This window comes from Paenibacillus sp. FSL W8-0426 (assembly GCF_037969725.1).
In the GTDB taxonomy this organism is placed as follows: Bacteria; Bacillota; Bacilli; order Paenibacillales; family Paenibacillaceae; genus Paenibacillus; species Paenibacillus hubeiensis.
This window is the reverse complement of sequence record NZ_CP150203.1, coordinates 1,629,824-1,647,055: the sequence shown is the minus strand read 5'-3', so window position 1 is coordinate 1,647,055 and position 17,232 is coordinate 1,629,824. Positions and strand designations below refer to the sequence as shown.

The following is a 17,232-nucleotide window of genomic DNA, read 5'->3' as shown; positions in this document are numbered from 1 at the left end:
ATGTAAGGTAAAAACGGCAAATGTAAGGTAAATCGATCGATCGAAGCATTGGATCAGTGCTATTTTAAATATGCGAGTTCATTAACATGGCAGGAGTGAAACGGGTGCGCAAAAGAAAGGTACAAAATCTATTTCGATGTTTGGTATGTCTTGTCGTGATCTTGGTTTCAGTTGGGGAGTATGTGAAGACGGTTGAAGCAGCCCCCCTCTCTCAGACGCCACGAAAAATAGAGGAATTCAAGCACCTATTAGATGAACAGGTTCCGGTATGGCAGGATAAATATGATGTACCCGGATTGACCGTCGGCATAGTTCACGAAGGTCGTGTCGCTTATCTTCTCAACTATGGTTATGCCGATAAGAAAAACAAGATCGAACTGACCGATCAAACCTTGTTCCAGGCGGGCTCGATATCCAAAAGCGTTACAGCATGGGGAGTCCTAAAATTGGTAGAAAAGGGGCTCGTTTCGCTCGACGACCCTGTTGAAAAGTACTTGACCTCGTGGAAATTACCTGACGCCAAGTTTAATCCTGATGAGGTCACCATAAAACGATTGTTAAGTCATACGGCAGGCTTATCTGCCCATAAAGGGTATCTCGGTACGGCACCGCAAAGCCGGCTTTCCAGTATAGAAGATTCGTTGAACGGAAAAGGCCTATTTAATGAACCTGTGAGGATTACCGATACGCCCGGGGAAAAAGAGGTTTACTCTGGTGGGGGCTATACCATTCTACAGCTCGTGATTGAGGAGGTTACTGGAATGGCATTTGAACGTTATATGGAGGAAGAAGTCCTTAAGCCGCTAGGCATGGACTCGAGTTCATTCCATCAAGATCCCAACGATCCCCGGATGTCAAAAGCATACGGTTATTTCGGACAGGAGCTTCCGAACTACCAATTTACCGAGCAGGCAGCGGCTGGACTTAAGACGAACTCCACGGATATGATGAAACTGATTCTGGCCAGCATGGACCATTTGAATCGGATGCAAGGGAATGGACTTCTCGAAAACGAGCTTGTAGAGGAGATGCAGCAGCCAGTAATAGGTGAGAGTGGATTGGGCGTATTTATCAGAAAGCTATCCGAAGAGCAGACGTTCATTTACCATTCTGGCGACAATCGAGGCTGGCATTCATTGTACGGTTTTATCCCGGAAACCAAGGAAGGCTTGGTCATTCTTACGAACAGCGATAATGGAATCGATCTGAGGCAGGATATTTACCATGCATGGATTGAATATGTAACCGGTTCGTTACCGGAGGGCCATTCTTCGTTGACTCAATCGAGAACGAATAATTTCATTCTATCCATTTCGATCGGGACCTTGTTTGGCATTTACGTGATAATGTTTGGTATAAGAATGGCTACCGGTAGAAGAGTCTTTTTCACCAAGCTTAAGGATAAATATGTTGTAAAATTAGGATGTAGGACATTACTTTTAGTAGCTGCCGGTGCCCTCTTATTCTATGCTTCTTATGTTTGGCAAATACTAAATTTAAGTTCCGGACGTAAAGATTATGTGATGCTGATCTTGGCGTGGCTATTCGTTCTTGTCCTCACGGGTTTTTACCCCAAAAAACGTAAATTGAAATCGCCAGAGCGTTCATCCTTTAATAATCCCATTTCGTTAAATCCTGAATGAACTTACTCGCAAAAACAAGCTCATCAGCAGTGTACTTATCTAGAAAATTCATGAATCGCTCTTCAATTTCTTGATGGATCCGATGATGGATCACATATATTTTTTGGCCTTTCGAGGTCAAAGCGTAATAAACTTCTTTTTTATTATCATTCATCTGCTGTCTTTTGATTAACGCCAGTTTCAGAAGTTTTTTGCTGATTCTTGTGATGGAGCCTTTGGTTAATCCGGTTTTTTCCGCAATGGAGGTGACATTAATCGGTGAGAAATCTCCGATACATGCGATAAGGTGAATCTCCGACAAGGTCAAATTTCCCTTTTCACCAAATTCCTTTTCGAACTTATGTATTTCCTCACTCATGCGGACGGATAACTTGCTTTCCCTTATGTCCTGTTGACTCATAAGATGGATGAAGCTTTTAAAAATCCATTGTTTCGAAAGATCCATAGGCTGCATTTTCTTCGTTCTCCTCTTTTCGCGTATCTTTCCTCATTATACATGATTGTTTCGCAAAAAACATTTGATGCGCTTATATTTCGGACAATAAAAAAGCCCGGAAAACGATGAATCAGAGGCTTCCGGGCCTATTTTTGTTTTCCTCAAAACAATAAGGTTAAAAAAAAGCGTTACCCTTTGCTGATACTCCTAATTCCTTCCTCAATGCATCGTTCCAATGGACGTTCTTGATCGGAAATGGCCCATGCGATATATCCATCCGGACGGATCATGGCGGTGTGCACATTGTTCCAGTCCAGAGCCGGTTCCGCCAACGTCGCGCTGACCAATGTGAAATGCTGATCGGGCAGACGACGAATGATGCCTTCCACGAGTTGATCATGAACGAGATTAAGCAATACATATTTGCCTTCCCGGAAAAGTTCGTAACTGCTGAAGACATCGCCGTTTTCCTTACGCAGTTTGATCTCTGCAAGCCTGCGACCATTTAACGGATGTGCAGAAACTGCATCTGGCACATTATAGCTAACATCCACGGCTGCAATTTGACTCGCTAAACGATAGTTCGCTTCCGGACTTTCCAATAAATCCGATATCATTCTCCGCAGATGGATCATAGTCGACGAAAAATCGGTACCAAATAGCAGGGTTTGGACACGTGTATTGCTGAGCAATGCTGAATTGACGGGAAAACGCTCTTCATGGTAAGTATCGAGCAACCCCTCGGGCGCCCATCCTTTCACTTGCGCAGCCAATTTCCACCCCAAATTCATCGCCTCTTGCAGTCCCACGTTCATCCCTTGTCCTCCGGCAGGGAAATGAATATGAGCAGCATCCCCTGCAAGGAAAAGCCTTCCCTCCCTGTAACGGTCAGCTTGTCGAGTAGCATTGCCAAAGCGAGTCATCCAGTACGGATCTGAAATCCCGTAGTCGTCCCCTAACATGCGGAGCATTCCCGAGCGTAGTTCTTCCAGTGTGACGGGTGTATCTTTTGGAACGGATGTTCGATCCGGATCGATAAAGACTACGCGGTGCAGCTCTTCAGTCACAGGAACGATCATGATCATCCCGTTCTCGTCAAAGCGGGAAACGACACTCGTTGCAGGCGGGCGTTTAAACACAACGTCGCCTTGGACCGCAGTAAGCGTTGCATCCGTTCCGTTAAAGGGAATGTTCGCCTGTTTACGTACAATGCTTCCGGCTCCGTCCGCACCAACAACATATGCTGCTGTTAATGTCATTTCGCCCTCTGTTCCAGCGGCCATCACTTCGACATATTCAGAATTCGGTGAGATGGACGTTACTTCCATTCCTCGCCGGATCTCTGCACCCAGCTCTCTGGCTCTGCGTTCCAGTACCTTTTCGGTTTCCGATTGGGCGATAAACAATGAATAATTGGATGAAGAGTCGATGACCGTAAAGTCCAACCGTGTTTCCAAGCCTGCAAAATGCCCGGTCGGCAGCGGTTTACCGATCTTCAACAATTCCGCTTTCAAACCTCGCAAGTCCAAAATTTCTAATGTACGAGGATGGATGCTAAGCGCTCTAGAGTATGGGGTGGTATCTTTCAATTTCTCCAAAACACAAACCTTCACGTCCGCCAAAGCGAGCTCCCCGGCCAACATCATGCCGACAGGTCCCCCGCCGATGATAATAACATCATAATTCATTTTTAGAGTTCTCCTCTCTTAGTTGGAAATCGCTGCAATGGCATCCACTTCAATTAACCATTCCTCAAAGGCAAGCGCCTGAACACCTATAAAGGTACTAGCCGTTTTGGGCCATCCGTCGCCGAATACTTCAAAACCGGCTTGAAAAATCGTCTCAACCAACTCAGGCTTATGGTTTACGACATATATCCTCATTTGAACAATGCTCTCCGCTTCGGTATCGATGGCCTCCAAAGCCAATTTCAGATTGGCAAAGACTTGCTTGGCCTGAAGCAGATAGTCACCCTTTCCGACCAACTCGCCTTTTTCGTTTAACGCAACTTGTCCGGAAATAAAAGCTAACGGAGAAGCGGGTGCAATGACGATTTGTGAAATGAGATTGGTCACTGTTTGGGTAAGGGTACTCGGATTGATTTTTTTCATGCGCTTCCTCCTTAGAGATTGTTTTTCTCAAAATAAAAACAATTTATTGTTTCCTAGGAAACAAATTTATAGTAGCATTATATCGAAATAAATACAATAATATTTTATTTAATTGTTTTGTTAAAAACAATAGGCGCTAACTTTGTTAAGTAGTTCTCTCGCTTTGACGCGCGTTCGTTGAGTGAATCAAAAAACAGCCGACGAATTAGCCGGCTTTCTTCTTGAATTATCAATCGCGCTTTACTTGGGCTGGGTCGTGGATCTTGAAAACATCATGCACAATTTCAAAAACGAGAACCCGGATGGCCCCGCCCCAAGCGAAGTATTCCCACTGGCAATCTCTTTGAAAAATAACACCAACACCTGGATGGGGTCACTCGACTGGCCGGCACCCGACCTGTTGAAGAACGTGCCTGGTTCCAAAATCAAAGCCTAGCCGATTCCGGCTGGTCCAGACGGTAAAATCGCGGAGATCAGATCACGCAAGAAGTGAATGATTGGTTTAAGTCGGTGCAGGGGAAGTAAGAATTGGGATTTTGGAAAAGTAGAGCATTAAAAAAACCGAGCTGAAGCGAGATATACACGCTTCGGCTCGGGTTTTTCAGTGTAAATAGGGATCGCTCTCCCATGACCTATGGGTTCGCTTTGGTGAACAATCCAGTGCATTCTTACGAAGCTAAGCTATGTAAGCATACATTGGCTTTTTAACTTTAAGGTCATTGATTAGCTATAGCTAACACTCCCATCAATCACGCAATGCTTTCGTCAATGTTGCATGAAGCTCCTAATATGTGAGTCACCACTCTCTTGATTTACTCGCTCCCTCGCTCCACCCTTTCATGCTCACACCGCTAAGTTCATCCTCCACCTAGCTTTGGTCAGATTCATGCCCTTTCTCCACCAGCATCGACTGGCCTAATAAGGAAGCCGTTAGCTGTATACCATCTCGCAGTCCCTGCATGTACAACCATTCATTTTCTATACCTTTGCATACAATGTAACGATTCTCCCATTCAGCATACTCAGGTGTCTGTTCGATATCCTTGCCTGCAAACAAAACTACGAACGCTTCGTCGGTCTCCTCACGTACACGACTCAGTTCAGGATCATGCTCGATCTGCACAGTCACCTCATCTAGCCTTGCCTGGATGGCCCGCTGCATCCACGGTGGAAAATCCATAGCTTTTCCTCCCCTACACATTATGTACTTCACTCATCATCGTACAACTCGGATGTCTCGCCCTTCATGTCACTAATTTGGGCCACCAGTTCATCAACCCTTCGACTTTGTTTCTGAACCTCGGGGTTCTCCCATAACGGAATCGCTTGCTCAAGGATGCCTCTCCAAGCTGATTAAGCTTGCGCCGTTCCTCTTCCAATAAGTCAAGTAACCGGCTCATACCTCCACCTCTCTGATGGGTTTAAACTGCATCATGTCTTATTATTGCTAGGCATGAGTAGTCATTTTTAATGCCATTATCTATATCCAATGTTGTATACCAATACTTTCGTCTTATCTAAATTGTAAGATAAACCGTGATTGCTTTAATGCGGAAATCGAATTAAAAATAAAAAACACCGATATAAACCTTCGGTGTAAAAACTCCGTACCTTATCTCTAAAACCACAATTTTTTCACGTTCTACATACATGTCTTTTATAACGCTTGCATTCAATAATAACTTTAAACTTGTTAGATGGAATTAATTCTTCCCTCACAACAACCATTCTTTAGCTAATTCTCTTACTTCATTTCTAAGTTCTTTCATTATCTTAGTAACATCTTCTACTCCCAAAAAAATCGATTGCCATATGACTGTATCTAATTCTATGGAGGCCGCCCACCAACAAGTCTCTATCCCTCTACGCGGATTTGGAACCAATACATCTACTGCGTATCCTTCTCGCAATACGTAGAAACTGCGATGCACATATTCCGTGCATTACCACTAGCGCTACGTATTTTTGAAACTCTTCGTCATCACAATTCCACAAATTCCATAATGTAAGTGTCCTTCGTATAATACTCTTAAGAACGTGAATGCATCCGAATAATGTGCATTCGAAATTAATGCTGATATTGAACTGAAAGTAAAAAATTGGGCCATACTTAACTCTAACAATATTGTATGTCTCTTTGATTTGCATAGCCTTTATTGTTTTCAAGAATAGCAGAGTTTTGAAGAAGATTCTCCCTAATCTTATCAATTAATATTAGCCACTTATCTATCATATCATTTGTCCATTTTAATTGCTCTTCGTTTATCACTTCTGGGTATTTCCAGAATATCATTATCATTATCCTTGCAGGATTTAATTCGCCTAACGTTCCCGTATTCGCGCCCCAGCGTATGCTGGGTGTTCGGCGACAGCAGACCCAGGGGGTATGCCGCAGCGTGAATATTATGTTAGGCGATGCTCTCCTATGACGATTTCAAAATCTTATTCTTCTTATTCTACTGTTTCTTAATACTTCTTGTTGTAACTTTTCTACGTCTGAAACAATTTCTTTAAGTAATCTATCAACTGCTATATATACAATTACAGCTGAATACACAAATAAATATTCAAAAGATAAATTATTTTTATTAGAGAGATATTGCGAAAACTTACTGTATGATTCCATTATTGAGTAACCAATTATTAGTGTGTAAATAATTAATCTTCTCATAAATAAAGTCTCATAACTATTGAAATTAACTATGTACATTTTTTTACTGAATCTTAAATACACCCATACGTTAGCGTAAATCGGTAAAAATAAAAGAAAATAAAAATATTCTTGATCACTCCATTTTAATTCGGACATGATAAGCAAAGATAAGTACAAAGGGACAAATAAATAAAAAGTATGAGCTAATTGTTCGATAAAAAGTAATATACGTTTTGCCATGTACGTTTTCCATACTGCTCTATGAACAATCCAACCAATAATTCCACTTGTTTTGCTTATATTATTTTTATTTCTAAATTCAGTATAGGCGCTTGTTTCTATAACGGTTAAGATTGTAAAAATAAATAGAACGATAACAAATATAAAGGGATATTCAGAGAAAGAAACTAAATATAAACCAATAATTGCAAATGTAACAATTGAAATCAAGAATAAAATTTCAAAAAAATATATCCAATACTTAGAAGATATTTTCTTAGCCAACTTCTTACCTATAAATTCACAAAATGGAACAATTCCCTTCATAAAAATCATACCAAATATTACTGCTAAGATACCTGATACAACAAGAAAAATTCCGATTATTAAAAAATTATTCAACACCCATCTTTCCTCCCCTGATCTTCTATAACAGTTTCGTCTAAAGTTCCGTATTCACAACATCCGACGAAGTCGGATGTGTCCGCTAAATCAACTTCCTGTTAATATCTACTGCCGGACCGAGGGTACAGCCCAATGCGTGAAAATATTGTTATGCGATGTTCATCGCTTCGAAGCACTACTTACACAAGTTATTAGATGATCTTGCAATAATTGTAGCGATATTTTAAAGCCTTCTCTTATGTCTACAAGATCATGCAATGTTATATACTTTTTAGAATCCTCAAAGCTTTTCAAATTTCCCTTCATAATTATAATATTCATGTTGTTCTCATTAGTAATATCAAGAGCAATATATGGTGCTCCATTATGAATAAAGAAATTTCTACTTTCATCGAGGGTCTTGAACCACGATGTGTCGCTTGAAGCAACTCTGAGTATTCTTGCTAACTCTTGTCCTGTATTTTCTTTTTTAATAAATATCCCCATTGCGGCATATAACTCATAAATATACTGACCAAATAATTCGCAGCAGGAGTTGATCTCAAACAAAAATGCATCGATATCGATTAATAGATCCAGCTTTAGACCATCGTTTATGCAAAGAGCATATCCTTCTTTGTCCCGTGTGAAAATATGCTCTTCAGATACATTCATTATTTCTTTACTTAACAGTTGTATACTATTAGTAAGTCTTTTTAATAGTCGGTCTATCAGATCTAGTCTTATTGCTATTGACATGGAGAAATCATAAAAATCATCACTAGGTGTAGCAATACGTCCTTCTTTTGTTGCTTTATGAATTTCTGTAATAATTCTCAGACCCCATTTATTTCTGAATATACACTCAAAATGAACCCATTTCTCTATCATTTAGTTTAATTCCTTTCACATGAATTTCGCATAACCTTTTCCTGATTCACGAACCTCTCCAGAGGTTATCTGCCGTAAAGGAAGATCAAGGAACTTACGACACTGCGGGAATCAAATGTTAGCTGAGGTGTTGTAGTCATCTATTCCAACACTTTCCTAATGTATTCATTTTTATCATTGAGTAATTCTTACAATTGGCAGATTCGATATGCAAATTCTTTTATTGGAAGGGCTTTTATATGTTTATTTTCTTTACTGTCTCTTGTTAAGAAAATCGTTATAAGCTTCTTGATGTAGTATATCCATATTCCGACGTTCTTCTATTATTAAATCAATAATGCTCAATAATTGATTTAAACTTTTTGAACTTCTCGAATAACTTCTAAACATCAATAGCATCTTAATCAATACATATCCGATAAGTAGAATTAATATTGGAGAGAACAATCCTGTGAGCTTATATAATCCTAATTGCTCTCTCAGAATAGTAAAAACAATTGTAAAAACTGCCAACATTGTCGCGATCATACTAGTGAACAAAGAATTTTGTTTATAATCTTCTACCAGAGAGCTAACTTCAGTTCGTATTACCTGCATATTAGCTAGGTTATAGTCAGTAAAATGACCCTTTAACTTATTAAGTTTTACCACATTATTATATATGTTGTTTGATTCTTCCAATTTTAAGTTATCAATTAATTCTAAATATTTATCTACTTGCAATTTTTTTCCGAAAAGCTTCATGATTCTCATTCCTTTGTTTTAATATTCATCATGATTTAAAAAAGTCCGAAGAGTCTTATCGACTGATTGGTCCGTTTTATTCTTAGCCATTTACAACGAATTTCTCATAACGTTTTGTATTGACGACGTCCTGGCCCCTTAGAGTCCTGCTTATAGTTGTGAAGCTTGCCGAACACCTAATGCAGTGACGTCCGACGGGCTTAAGGGGGGCTGGATGTGGTCACTCGCTTCTCAGAGTGGCCCAGAGCGACAAAATGGTGTTAGCCGAATGAAGTTCTAGAAGTAGCCATTGTATTTAAGGCGTTCTCAAAATAGCTATATGTCATTGATAACCTTCCCTTCCATACACAGATTTCACTTAACGTTTCTATATTCACGACTCAGCATATGCTGAGTGTCCCGGCGTTGCCCGACCAAGGACGACTGTCCACAGCGTGAATAATATGTTATCTGTAATGCCGTTTTTCAAAGTATCCTTTTTCCTTCTTTAAACCATATTAGTTCAGGTTTTTTGAAATTCTCCATTCCAGTTTCAAATTCAATAAATAAGCCCCAATCATATTCTAAGTTATTGTATCTTTCTTTATCCGTATAACATTCTAATTTTTTGAAATCAAAGCTTCTATCAAGTTTATTTGTCGATTTTTTAATCTCTATCACTAAGTAGTTATTAGTATTCTCCCCTCTCCGGTGGATTACTATATCCGGAAAAATTGATAACCCCATATATTCCGTGTCGCCATAAACAATGTCTTTTGTAAAATCCTTTTTGAGTTTTTCACATTCTGACTCTAAAACATAGATTCTTTTCTGTTTGTTCATTTCGTCAATATTTCTATTGTACTCACAATCCACATTGTACTCTTGGAATTCTTCTTGAAGATATAATGCTAACTTATGTGCGATTGTTCTTTCATTTAAATCATGACTTAACAAATGACGATCTTTTTCACACAGCTCCGAAATAGCTATATTAATTCCCTTTATTATTGTTAGATCCATTTTCTCACTCCCTTTTTATGTTTTGGGCATTACTGATAACGTTAACTGGTATTCACGACCCAGCGCATGCTGGGTATCCGGCGACAGCTGGACCAAGGGCCTATGCCCGAAGCTTGAATATTATGTTATCTTATGTATTCGCCTTCTTGAGCTACCCTAATCAATATACGGAATTTCTTTAAGGCTTTTATTTCGCATTGAAAATTCATTTAATTCTTTTCTACTTAGTTGTCTTCGAGGATCCATCTTTAATTGATTACTTCTGTATTCGAGGTAATCAAACTGAGATTTTGAGGGGTCAAACCAGTATTTATTTTTGTTGCTTTCTATTACACTTGCACCAGTTAGAGAAATAAACGATTCAAGCTGTTTTTGGCGTTCAAATATATTTGTATTTTCTCCCCAACCCATAATGATAAACATGTATGAACGAATATACACCATTCTAAATAATTCAGGACTTCTCGCACCATATAACGGAAACAAATATGTAGCAGCGAATATGTTTGGAGGAAATTGTTCTCCTTCGTGTACTGATACCTTCATAACATTACCTAATAATAAGGTGTATAATTTAGGATTATTTCCTTCACCCAAAATGTATGGTATGTAACTTTCAAACTCAGCTGTAGATGTTTTATATGCTCGAGCTGCATTGTAAGATATTTTAAGTATCCATCTTAAAAGCATATCGTAGTCGTACTCGAACTCAATAGGTTGAGTACGAATAAAACTATCAAAATAGTTGTCACATAAATCCTTTGCATAGGTATCTAATCCAGATAAAATTACGTTATTACAATATTGGCAAACATCTTTAATTTGATCGGCTGACAATGTATATTTTCCTATTCCACCATTATAACCAAATTTATAGTCTGGGTTTTTCTTGAATAAAAAGTCCGGAAAAACATGTTCTTTAGTTAATGGTTCGTCTTTGTGCGACTTGCAATAACTACAAATTTTCATAATTGCTCTCCTTTTCATTTGACGGGTTGTAATATGAAGTGCGACACGTACTGGAAATAAAAAGACAAAGGGCCCATGGCCGGATTGGTGTAGAATGAAGTCACCACAACAACCATTCACACAAGGAGAATCCACCATGAGCTACACACATCTTAGCATAATCGAGCGAAGCAAGCTAGAAATCCTCCACCAGCAGGGGAAAAGTACCAGAGCGATTGCCCAGGAACTTGGCAGACATCATGCACCATTGGCCGGGAACTCCGCCGAAATACAGCAGAACACTCGTACTGCGCGGAAAACTCTCAAGAGAGCTAAACTGTGTAATCTCTGGCATCGTACACTCTTGTGTTTTACATTTCTCACAATACTCTAATTCTAAGAAATTCATTTTTTTTGCTCCCTTGATTAGATTTCTGATAACGTTCCTGTATTCATAAACCCCAAAGGGGTTTTCTCCTGATATTCCTCTTCGAAATCCTTCCCGCAGACCAAGGCTCCTACAGAGCTGCTGCTTGAATATATTGTTAAACGAATTCATTGTACTGAGTATCCGCATTACTAAATTCTCGTTGTAATATAATCCATTTTTTTGATAAAATTTTCTCTCAGTTCATAATTACTATTGTTATTTAGTCTCTCCAAGTATTCTTGGTATTCGTTAAGTAATTCATCTTTAAATTTAATTACATCTAAACTAATTCCGTTTTCGATTTCAATAATCATGTTTTCTTGTTCAAAAGTAAGCTGAGTATTTCTTTTTGTCTGCGCTTGATGCAATATTCCATTTCTAATATCTGAATAAAAAAAACTGGCTGTTCTTCGTGTAAAATAGCCCCCGAAATAATTACTTTTAGTCAAAAATTGTACAAATGCTTCTTTATGTCCTCTGAAAACTGTAACATCAAGCCCATTATAAAACTGATGAAGCGTTTCAATAAGCAAACTACATAATGCCATTGTGCTAAAACTATAATCAATATATCTATAATTTGCCGTTATGTTATCAGAATATTCTTGTATCAGAAGTAGAAACCTTCCTTCAATTCGATCTGAAAATATGTTTATCGCTCGCTGCCAAGTTTGCTCATCACTTGTTAAAGATAAATTCAATGCTAAGTAATCTTCAAGATAGTATCTTGGTGAAATATATACTCTGTCCTTAAACATTTTTAATCCCTCTCCGTCTTTGATGATTTCGTTTAACGTTCCCGCGATTCCCGCTGTCCCCCTCTTTTAACGCCTTAGCGGAAAAAGTGTCGCGGTGCTTGCTTCGCAAAAACCGCGACATCAAGGGGAATGGTGGGAATCGACGTGTTATGGGATGATTTCACCAGATATTATGTTTTTATCTATAAGTACTATATCCTTCAACTAGATTAGAAACATAATCACACACTCTATCGTAATTAATTATATTTAAATTCGTTGATTCAATAATTATTCTATTTTTTCGATCTCTATCATTTGTCTCCATTTGATTTCTTCTGCTAATCACTAAACAATAGTGAATCCTTGTAATAGGAACATTTATGCCTTTCTCAGTAAATTTATGCTCATTAAAAAATGTTGTATTATTTGATTCCATCCACTCTTTCCATTGATTAATCTGACCTAAGCCAGAATTAGCCGATGCTGATAATTTATAACCATCAGTTAAAACAAATGTTGAAGCCGGTGATTCGAATTCAACAAGGATTAAGCTGTATCCATCAGAGTTTCTACCACATAAAACATAATCTGCTTGCATGCTACTTCCTAACTTCATTTCTGGAAAGAGATACGTCTCTTTGTGACCAAAATTATACTCTTTAAATATTGAAGCCGGGATAAACCACTTTCTATTTTTCTTAATGTAATCTTGAATATCATGCTCATTTTTCGCAGAATTAATGACCTTCCTTAGTGCATTTACTTCTAAATCTACAGATGTTCTATCTCTATGATAATGCCATACAACATTATTGGGAAATTTAGTATTGAAGTTATAAATAAACTTTCTCGTCTCATCATCAAACTTTTCAATTGGATCGGAAGCTTTGGAAAAATCAATTTGTCCCTGACTCCAAAATTCATTATATTCTTTAATAGCTGCTACGTATTTTCCTGTTGGTTTAGTATAATCAACTTCATATAAGTTCATATAATTCCTCCATATATTGATTTTATCAATTATATCTTTATTTGCTTTGGTGAACTTGTCCCATAACGTTTCCGCATTCACGACATCCACCAAAGGTGAATGTGTCCCGGCAATTGCTTCCTTGCTCTTACTTCCAGGACCAAGGATCGGCGAGGCCGGTCCACAGCGTGAATGTTATGTTATAGGATGTCTGGCACTTCTTTGAAATGCATACTCATTGCTCACCATCTTTTGTACTATCCTTATTCATTGAATTACGCTCTATCTCATCGATTAAATTAAATAGCCATGTCTTGATACCATTAATATAGTCAGTCATCTTCTCTTTCCGAAGATCTACATTTTTTGAAATAGGTATATTATAGAGAGACTCAACTGGTACATGGATTCCACCACGATGTTTTATAGCATTTGAATCATCTCTTACATTAATTACATGATTCCATCCCGGGAGTTTATCATAATAAATTCCGTCATGTTTAAGAGTATTTAATAAAGTAGATCTAGATGCTTTCAATTGCTTTTGAATCTCTAATATATCCAACGTATCTTCATGAAAATTCGAAATATTATTTACAAAGCATAACAACGCAAAATCTACTATATTATTCAATTTATTTATTGTTGATTCAAAAGTTAACATGAGAGAGGTTATAGACAATTCATAATCTGACATTTTACCGTCTGATGATACAAATATATCAGTTTGGGTATTATTATAACTTTTATTCAAAAAATGATTTGAGGCATTTTCTAAAAAAAATACAAGTGTTTGAAATTCCCATTCAAAAAAAACTTTAAATTTCTTCATCTTCTTCTCCATTTTTCATTTATGTATTTGCCGGATTTCCCGTAACATTCCTGTATTAACGAAATTCACCAGCCTTAGATAGGCTCTTATCTTAGGCTAGGGGAGTTGTTGGCTGAGCTACTTCTTCGAATTTTTCCTTCTGACAACTAAGGGGATTAATCCCGTAGCGTGAATATTTTGTTATATGATGTCTGTTCCTACTTTGAACTACTTATAACGCTTGTCTAATTTTATTCTCTATTATTCATAATTTTATTGATCCAGTTTGTTAGCCTTCCTGACTTATTCTCAGCAGCATACCATTTTCCATTTAGTGTAACAACCTGACATTGGTCAGTTAGGAGTGTAATTTGATCGTTATTAAATGCTATTAAGTTTTTTTGTGTCAGACCCTCAATCATAGTTTCTAATGTTACAGTCTTTTCATCAAGCCAGTTTCTAAATCCTGGCTTATTAATATTTAGCTCACAATACATGCATAACCAATTTACTACAAACCATTCTACTTCATTTAGCTCCGCAGGCTCCCATTCAATAAAACTAGGCTCGTGACTCAAATTACTTTTTTTTATATATTGATATCTTATTTCCCAACCTAATGTACCGTCATCCATTCTATGAGCTTTTCCTTTTAGATAAGGATGAAAGCTTTCGAATTCAAGATCTTCACCAAAAATATTGCTATTTAAATTATATCGATAACTAAGTTTAGTCCAAATAAATTCTAAAAGAAGTAATAGCGGATTATGAATCGATGAACCATAAAAATCCCAATATCCTTTCTCATCTATTCTACCTATATAAGGCATAGCATCTAATTTAGCCAATGAACTATTATCACATATAATTAGATCTGGAAATACTGCTGGACTATGACCTGTAATATTCGAGTTATTAGACAAATATCTAAAAAATGCTTCTCTCAAAGCATATTCTGTTTTATAGCCATAGTATCCGAAAATAATTCTTACAGGCAGCATTTCTTCAATTAATAAGTTATGGTATATAATTTGTTTATTATAATCTAGCGATGTCTGTACTTCTTCATAAGAAGGTAATTCCGCCTTTACAATATGTCTAAACGCATCTCTAAACCCTCGCATGTTTAATAATTCCGGGTCTAGATCAGACAAATTATAAATTTTCTTCATCTTATTATAAGAATCAATCAAATTATCGATGTATAAGTTTTTTTTAATTTCTAATACAGCTATTACTTGTGTCATATCATATATGTATTTGTCTGTATAAGGAATTCGCTCACCTTCCCCTTCTACTATCATGCAATCAATTTCATTACTAAATTCCCCTTCTTTATTTTTTATTTTGCCTGATGCAATTCGAACATCTAGCCCTTCAAATATAGCCTTGTTCAATAAATCTGATGTAAGGCCTTCATACATATCACCAATTGTTGGACCATGTCGTACAATTTCATATTTTTTAATTAGTTCTTTTTCTTTGTTCATTACAGACTGTAAAAAGTCGGATATGGTGACTATCATTCACTTCTCTCCTATTTGCACTGATTTCCTATAACGTTCCTGTATTCACGACCCAGCTCATTCTGGGTGTCCGACGAATGTCGGACCAAAGGCATATGCCCGCAGCGTGAATATTATGTTATGCGATGTTATCAGTCTCTTTGATAAATCTTTCAAATATTTCTTTGGGCGAAACAAATTTTCTTTCTATAACTTCCTCTTCTAAAGCCTGATCCCAAAATGTATCTACTTCTTCGGCAGAAATCAATCTGCAATCAACTGCAATCAACTACTCTCAATACGAAATGACTGATTTAACCACTAAGTAGAGCATAATACATTGCGATCACATAAGGAGGAACCATTAATCCGCTCTCATATCCCCCCCTCATATATCAGCCTTTCTTTACTTCCTAATGAGTAAGAAAACGCTAAGGATCTATATGTTCTATGATTAATTCTGGATAATTTTTTATAGTATTTTTGTAGTACTTCCCACTCCTGTTCATCGTTTTCTTTTATATATTTTTTATAGATGCTATTTAGTATGGCTTTATCTTTATACCAGTCTCTTAAGTGCTTATCTTTTTTTGGATCGTTGGAATTAATATAAGAGGCTATATCCATTGTTTCTACAGCATCACGAAATAGCCTACCTGCAATCCTATGCTTCTTATCTCTAAGTAAATCAAGACAATCAATTAAAGATTCTAGAGAATCAAGAGATAACATCCAAATAGCCTTTTCAGCACTTGGATCGTCACGTACATATGTACCTGATTTTTTATCATATGTTCAAATAATAGCTTTAATAATTTACTGGTTTCTCTGTAAAACTGATTTTGAGCTTCGTACTCATAAGGGTTTTGATACGCTTCTTGGGGACTCTTCCCCAGATAAAACTCGTCTCTTATACCTCCTATGTTTTGATGATTTCTCATAACGTTCCCGTATTCACGACCCAACGAATGTTGGGTGTCAGGCGAATGCCGGATCCAGGACGAATGCCCGCAGCGTGAATATTATGTTAGTCGAAGTCATCTTCTTCTCGAGAAACATGCACTAATGTCCATGCATTTCTTGAAAAAGCATTATCGATAGCTATAATATTTATTAAGTTATATATCTCCATCGGGGCAGAATATAATTGCATGAATTTATTAACTTTGACAGGCAAGAAATTCTTGGTCGAGGCGTGCCATGTCCACATATTTCTATCTTTAAATTCTTTCATAATATTCAATTTAGTTTCGTAGATAAATCTATACGTGTTTCCTCTCCATTCTTCTGGGAGATGAGTTAATATTTCATTCAATCCAGCAGCAATCCAAATCAGAGCTTGTTTTTCATTATTTTCTTTGTTTTCCCATAACATTTCAGCAGTTCGGTTAAAACCTACTACCGTATCCCAATCAGCACCTAGGATACCTCTATCATTTAACTTTTTTGTTCTATATTCAATTTCATTAGTCGGCCACCAATCTATTATTCCAGTTCCAATGTTGAGATTAGGATTCGATTGTGATTGTATTTGAACTTGTTTGAAGATCGGGTCTTCAATAGATTTGCAGCTATAATTTTCAACAAAATATTTCCAAGACGAGTAGACTTCTGTCCATGAAAAATTTTCAGAATTCATTTTTGATCTCCCTTTGGTAAAATGCTTTTCTATGAGATGATTTCACATAACATCTAATCTATGTACTTCGTAAATACAACACATTCTGCCTTATAATCTGAACTAC

Annotated in this window: 18 protein-coding genes; 3 read left to right on the top strand and 15 right to left on the bottom strand. The window is 37.3% G+C overall.

Translation table 11 applies throughout. From position 1 onward, the window contains the following. Positions 1-86: 86 nt before the first annotated feature. Complete coding sequence (locus MKY59_RS07455; protein ID WP_339276856.1) at positions 87-1,643, top strand: serine hydrolase domain-containing protein; 1,557 nt, start codon at positions 87-89, stop codon at positions 1,641-1,643. Here the strand turns inward: MKY59_RS07455 and MKY59_RS07450 are convergent. The 3 genes from MKY59_RS07450 to MKY59_RS07440 form a co-directional block, all read right to left on the bottom strand. Continuing rightward, positions 1,612-2,097: a MarR family transcriptional regulator gene (locus MKY59_RS07450; protein ID WP_339276855.1), complete on the bottom strand. Its 486-nt coding sequence runs from the start codon at positions 2,095-2,097 to the stop codon at positions 1,612-1,614. The genes MKY59_RS07455 and MKY59_RS07450 overlap by 32 nt on opposite strands. A gap of 170 nt (positions 2,098-2,267) precedes the next feature. Next, positions 2,268-3,767 carry a monooxygenase gene (locus MKY59_RS07445; protein WP_339276854.1) on the bottom strand — a complete coding sequence of 500 codons (1,500 nt, stop codon included), beginning with the start codon at positions 3,765-3,767 and terminating at the stop codon, positions 2,268-2,270. A gap of 18 nt (positions 3,768-3,785) precedes the next feature. Then, positions 3,786-4,190 carry a RidA family protein gene (locus MKY59_RS07440; protein WP_339276853.1) on the bottom strand — a complete coding sequence of 135 codons (405 nt, stop codon included), beginning with the start codon at positions 4,188-4,190 and terminating at the stop codon, positions 3,786-3,788. A gap of 181 nt (positions 4,191-4,371) precedes the next feature. Between MKY59_RS07440 and MKY59_RS07435 the strand changes: the two genes are divergently transcribed. Further along, complete coding sequence (locus MKY59_RS07435; protein WP_339276852.1) at positions 4,372-4,626, top strand: hypothetical protein; 255 nt, start codon at positions 4,372-4,374, stop codon at positions 4,624-4,626. A gap of 432 nt (positions 4,627-5,058) precedes the next feature. Here the strand turns inward: MKY59_RS07435 and MKY59_RS07430 are convergent, their stop codons facing one another. The 6 genes from MKY59_RS07430 to MKY59_RS07405 form a co-directional block, all read right to left on the bottom strand. Further along, positions 5,059-5,370: a hypothetical protein gene (locus MKY59_RS07430; RefSeq protein WP_236416311.1), complete on the bottom strand. Its 312-nt coding sequence runs from the start codon at positions 5,368-5,370 to the stop codon at positions 5,059-5,061. A gap of 1,254 nt (positions 5,371-6,624) precedes the next feature. After that, the gene (locus MKY59_RS07425) at positions 6,625-7,467 is read right to left on the bottom strand and encodes a hypothetical protein (protein WP_339276849.1); all 843 of its coding nucleotides are present in this window, start codon (positions 7,465-7,467) and stop codon (positions 6,625-6,627) included. Between the two features lie 159 nt (positions 7,468-7,626). Continuing rightward, complete coding sequence (locus tag MKY59_RS07420; protein WP_236414894.1) at positions 7,627-8,337, bottom strand: hypothetical protein; 711 nt, start codon at positions 8,335-8,337, stop codon at positions 7,627-7,629. A gap of 252 nt (positions 8,338-8,589) precedes the next feature. Beyond that, positions 8,590-9,081 carry a hypothetical protein gene (locus tag MKY59_RS07415; RefSeq protein WP_236414895.1) on the bottom strand — a complete coding sequence of 164 codons (492 nt, stop codon included), beginning with the start codon at positions 9,079-9,081 and terminating at the stop codon, positions 8,590-8,592. Between the two features lie 465 nt (positions 9,082-9,546). Next, the gene (locus MKY59_RS07410) at positions 9,547-10,083 is read right to left on the bottom strand and encodes a hypothetical protein (protein WP_236414896.1); all 537 of its coding nucleotides are present in this window, start codon (positions 10,081-10,083) and stop codon (positions 9,547-9,549) included. Between the two features lie 156 nt (positions 10,084-10,239). Beyond that, complete coding sequence (locus MKY59_RS07405) at positions 10,240-11,190, bottom strand: hypothetical protein (protein ID WP_339278509.1); 951 nt, start codon at positions 11,188-11,190, stop codon at positions 10,240-10,242. Here MKY59_RS07405 and MKY59_RS07400 point away from each other — a divergent pair. Next, positions 11,147-11,425 (top strand): helix-turn-helix domain-containing protein, encoded by a 279-nt coding sequence (locus MKY59_RS07400; protein ID WP_339276846.1) that lies wholly within the window; start codon positions 11,147-11,149, stop codon positions 11,423-11,425. The genes MKY59_RS07405 and MKY59_RS07400 overlap by 44 nt on opposite strands. 185 nt (positions 11,426-11,610) lie before the next feature. On the opposite strand, the gene MKY59_RS07395 is transcribed toward MKY59_RS07400, so the two are convergent. The 6 genes from MKY59_RS07395 to MKY59_RS07370 all read right to left on the bottom strand — a co-directional run bounded on the left by MKY59_RS07395 (position 11,611) and on the right by MKY59_RS07370 (position 17,126). After that, positions 11,611-12,219, bottom strand: coding sequence for a hypothetical protein (locus MKY59_RS07395; protein WP_236414899.1), 609 nt, complete (start codon positions 12,217-12,219; stop codon positions 11,611-11,613). Positions 12,220-12,397: 178 nt separating this feature from the next. Then, entirely contained in the window at positions 12,398-13,192 is a 795-nt protein-coding gene (locus MKY59_RS07390) for a Shedu anti-phage system protein SduA domain-containing protein (protein ID WP_236414900.1), read from the bottom strand. Between the two features lie 214 nt (positions 13,193-13,406). Continuing rightward, a complete protein-coding gene (locus MKY59_RS07385) occupies positions 13,407-14,003 on the bottom strand; it encodes a hypothetical protein (protein ID WP_236414901.1) in 597 nt (198 codons plus the stop codon). A 230-nt stretch (positions 14,004-14,233) separates the two neighbouring features. Then, positions 14,234-15,508 (bottom strand): DUF6602 domain-containing protein, encoded by a 1,275-nt coding sequence (locus MKY59_RS07380; protein ID WP_339276844.1) that lies wholly within the window; start codon positions 15,506-15,508, stop codon positions 14,234-14,236. A 354-nt stretch (positions 15,509-15,862) separates the two neighbouring features. After that, the gene (locus MKY59_RS07375; protein ID WP_339276842.1) at positions 15,863-16,219 is read right to left on the bottom strand and encodes a hypothetical protein; all 357 of its coding nucleotides are present in this window, start codon (positions 16,217-16,219) and stop codon (positions 15,863-15,865) included. 295 nt (positions 16,220-16,514) lie between these two features. Continuing rightward, positions 16,515-17,126, bottom strand: a complete 612-nt coding sequence (locus tag MKY59_RS07370; RefSeq protein WP_236414907.1) for a hypothetical protein — start codon at positions 17,124-17,126, stop codon at positions 16,515-16,517. Between the last annotated feature and the right edge of the window lie 106 nt (positions 17,127-17,232).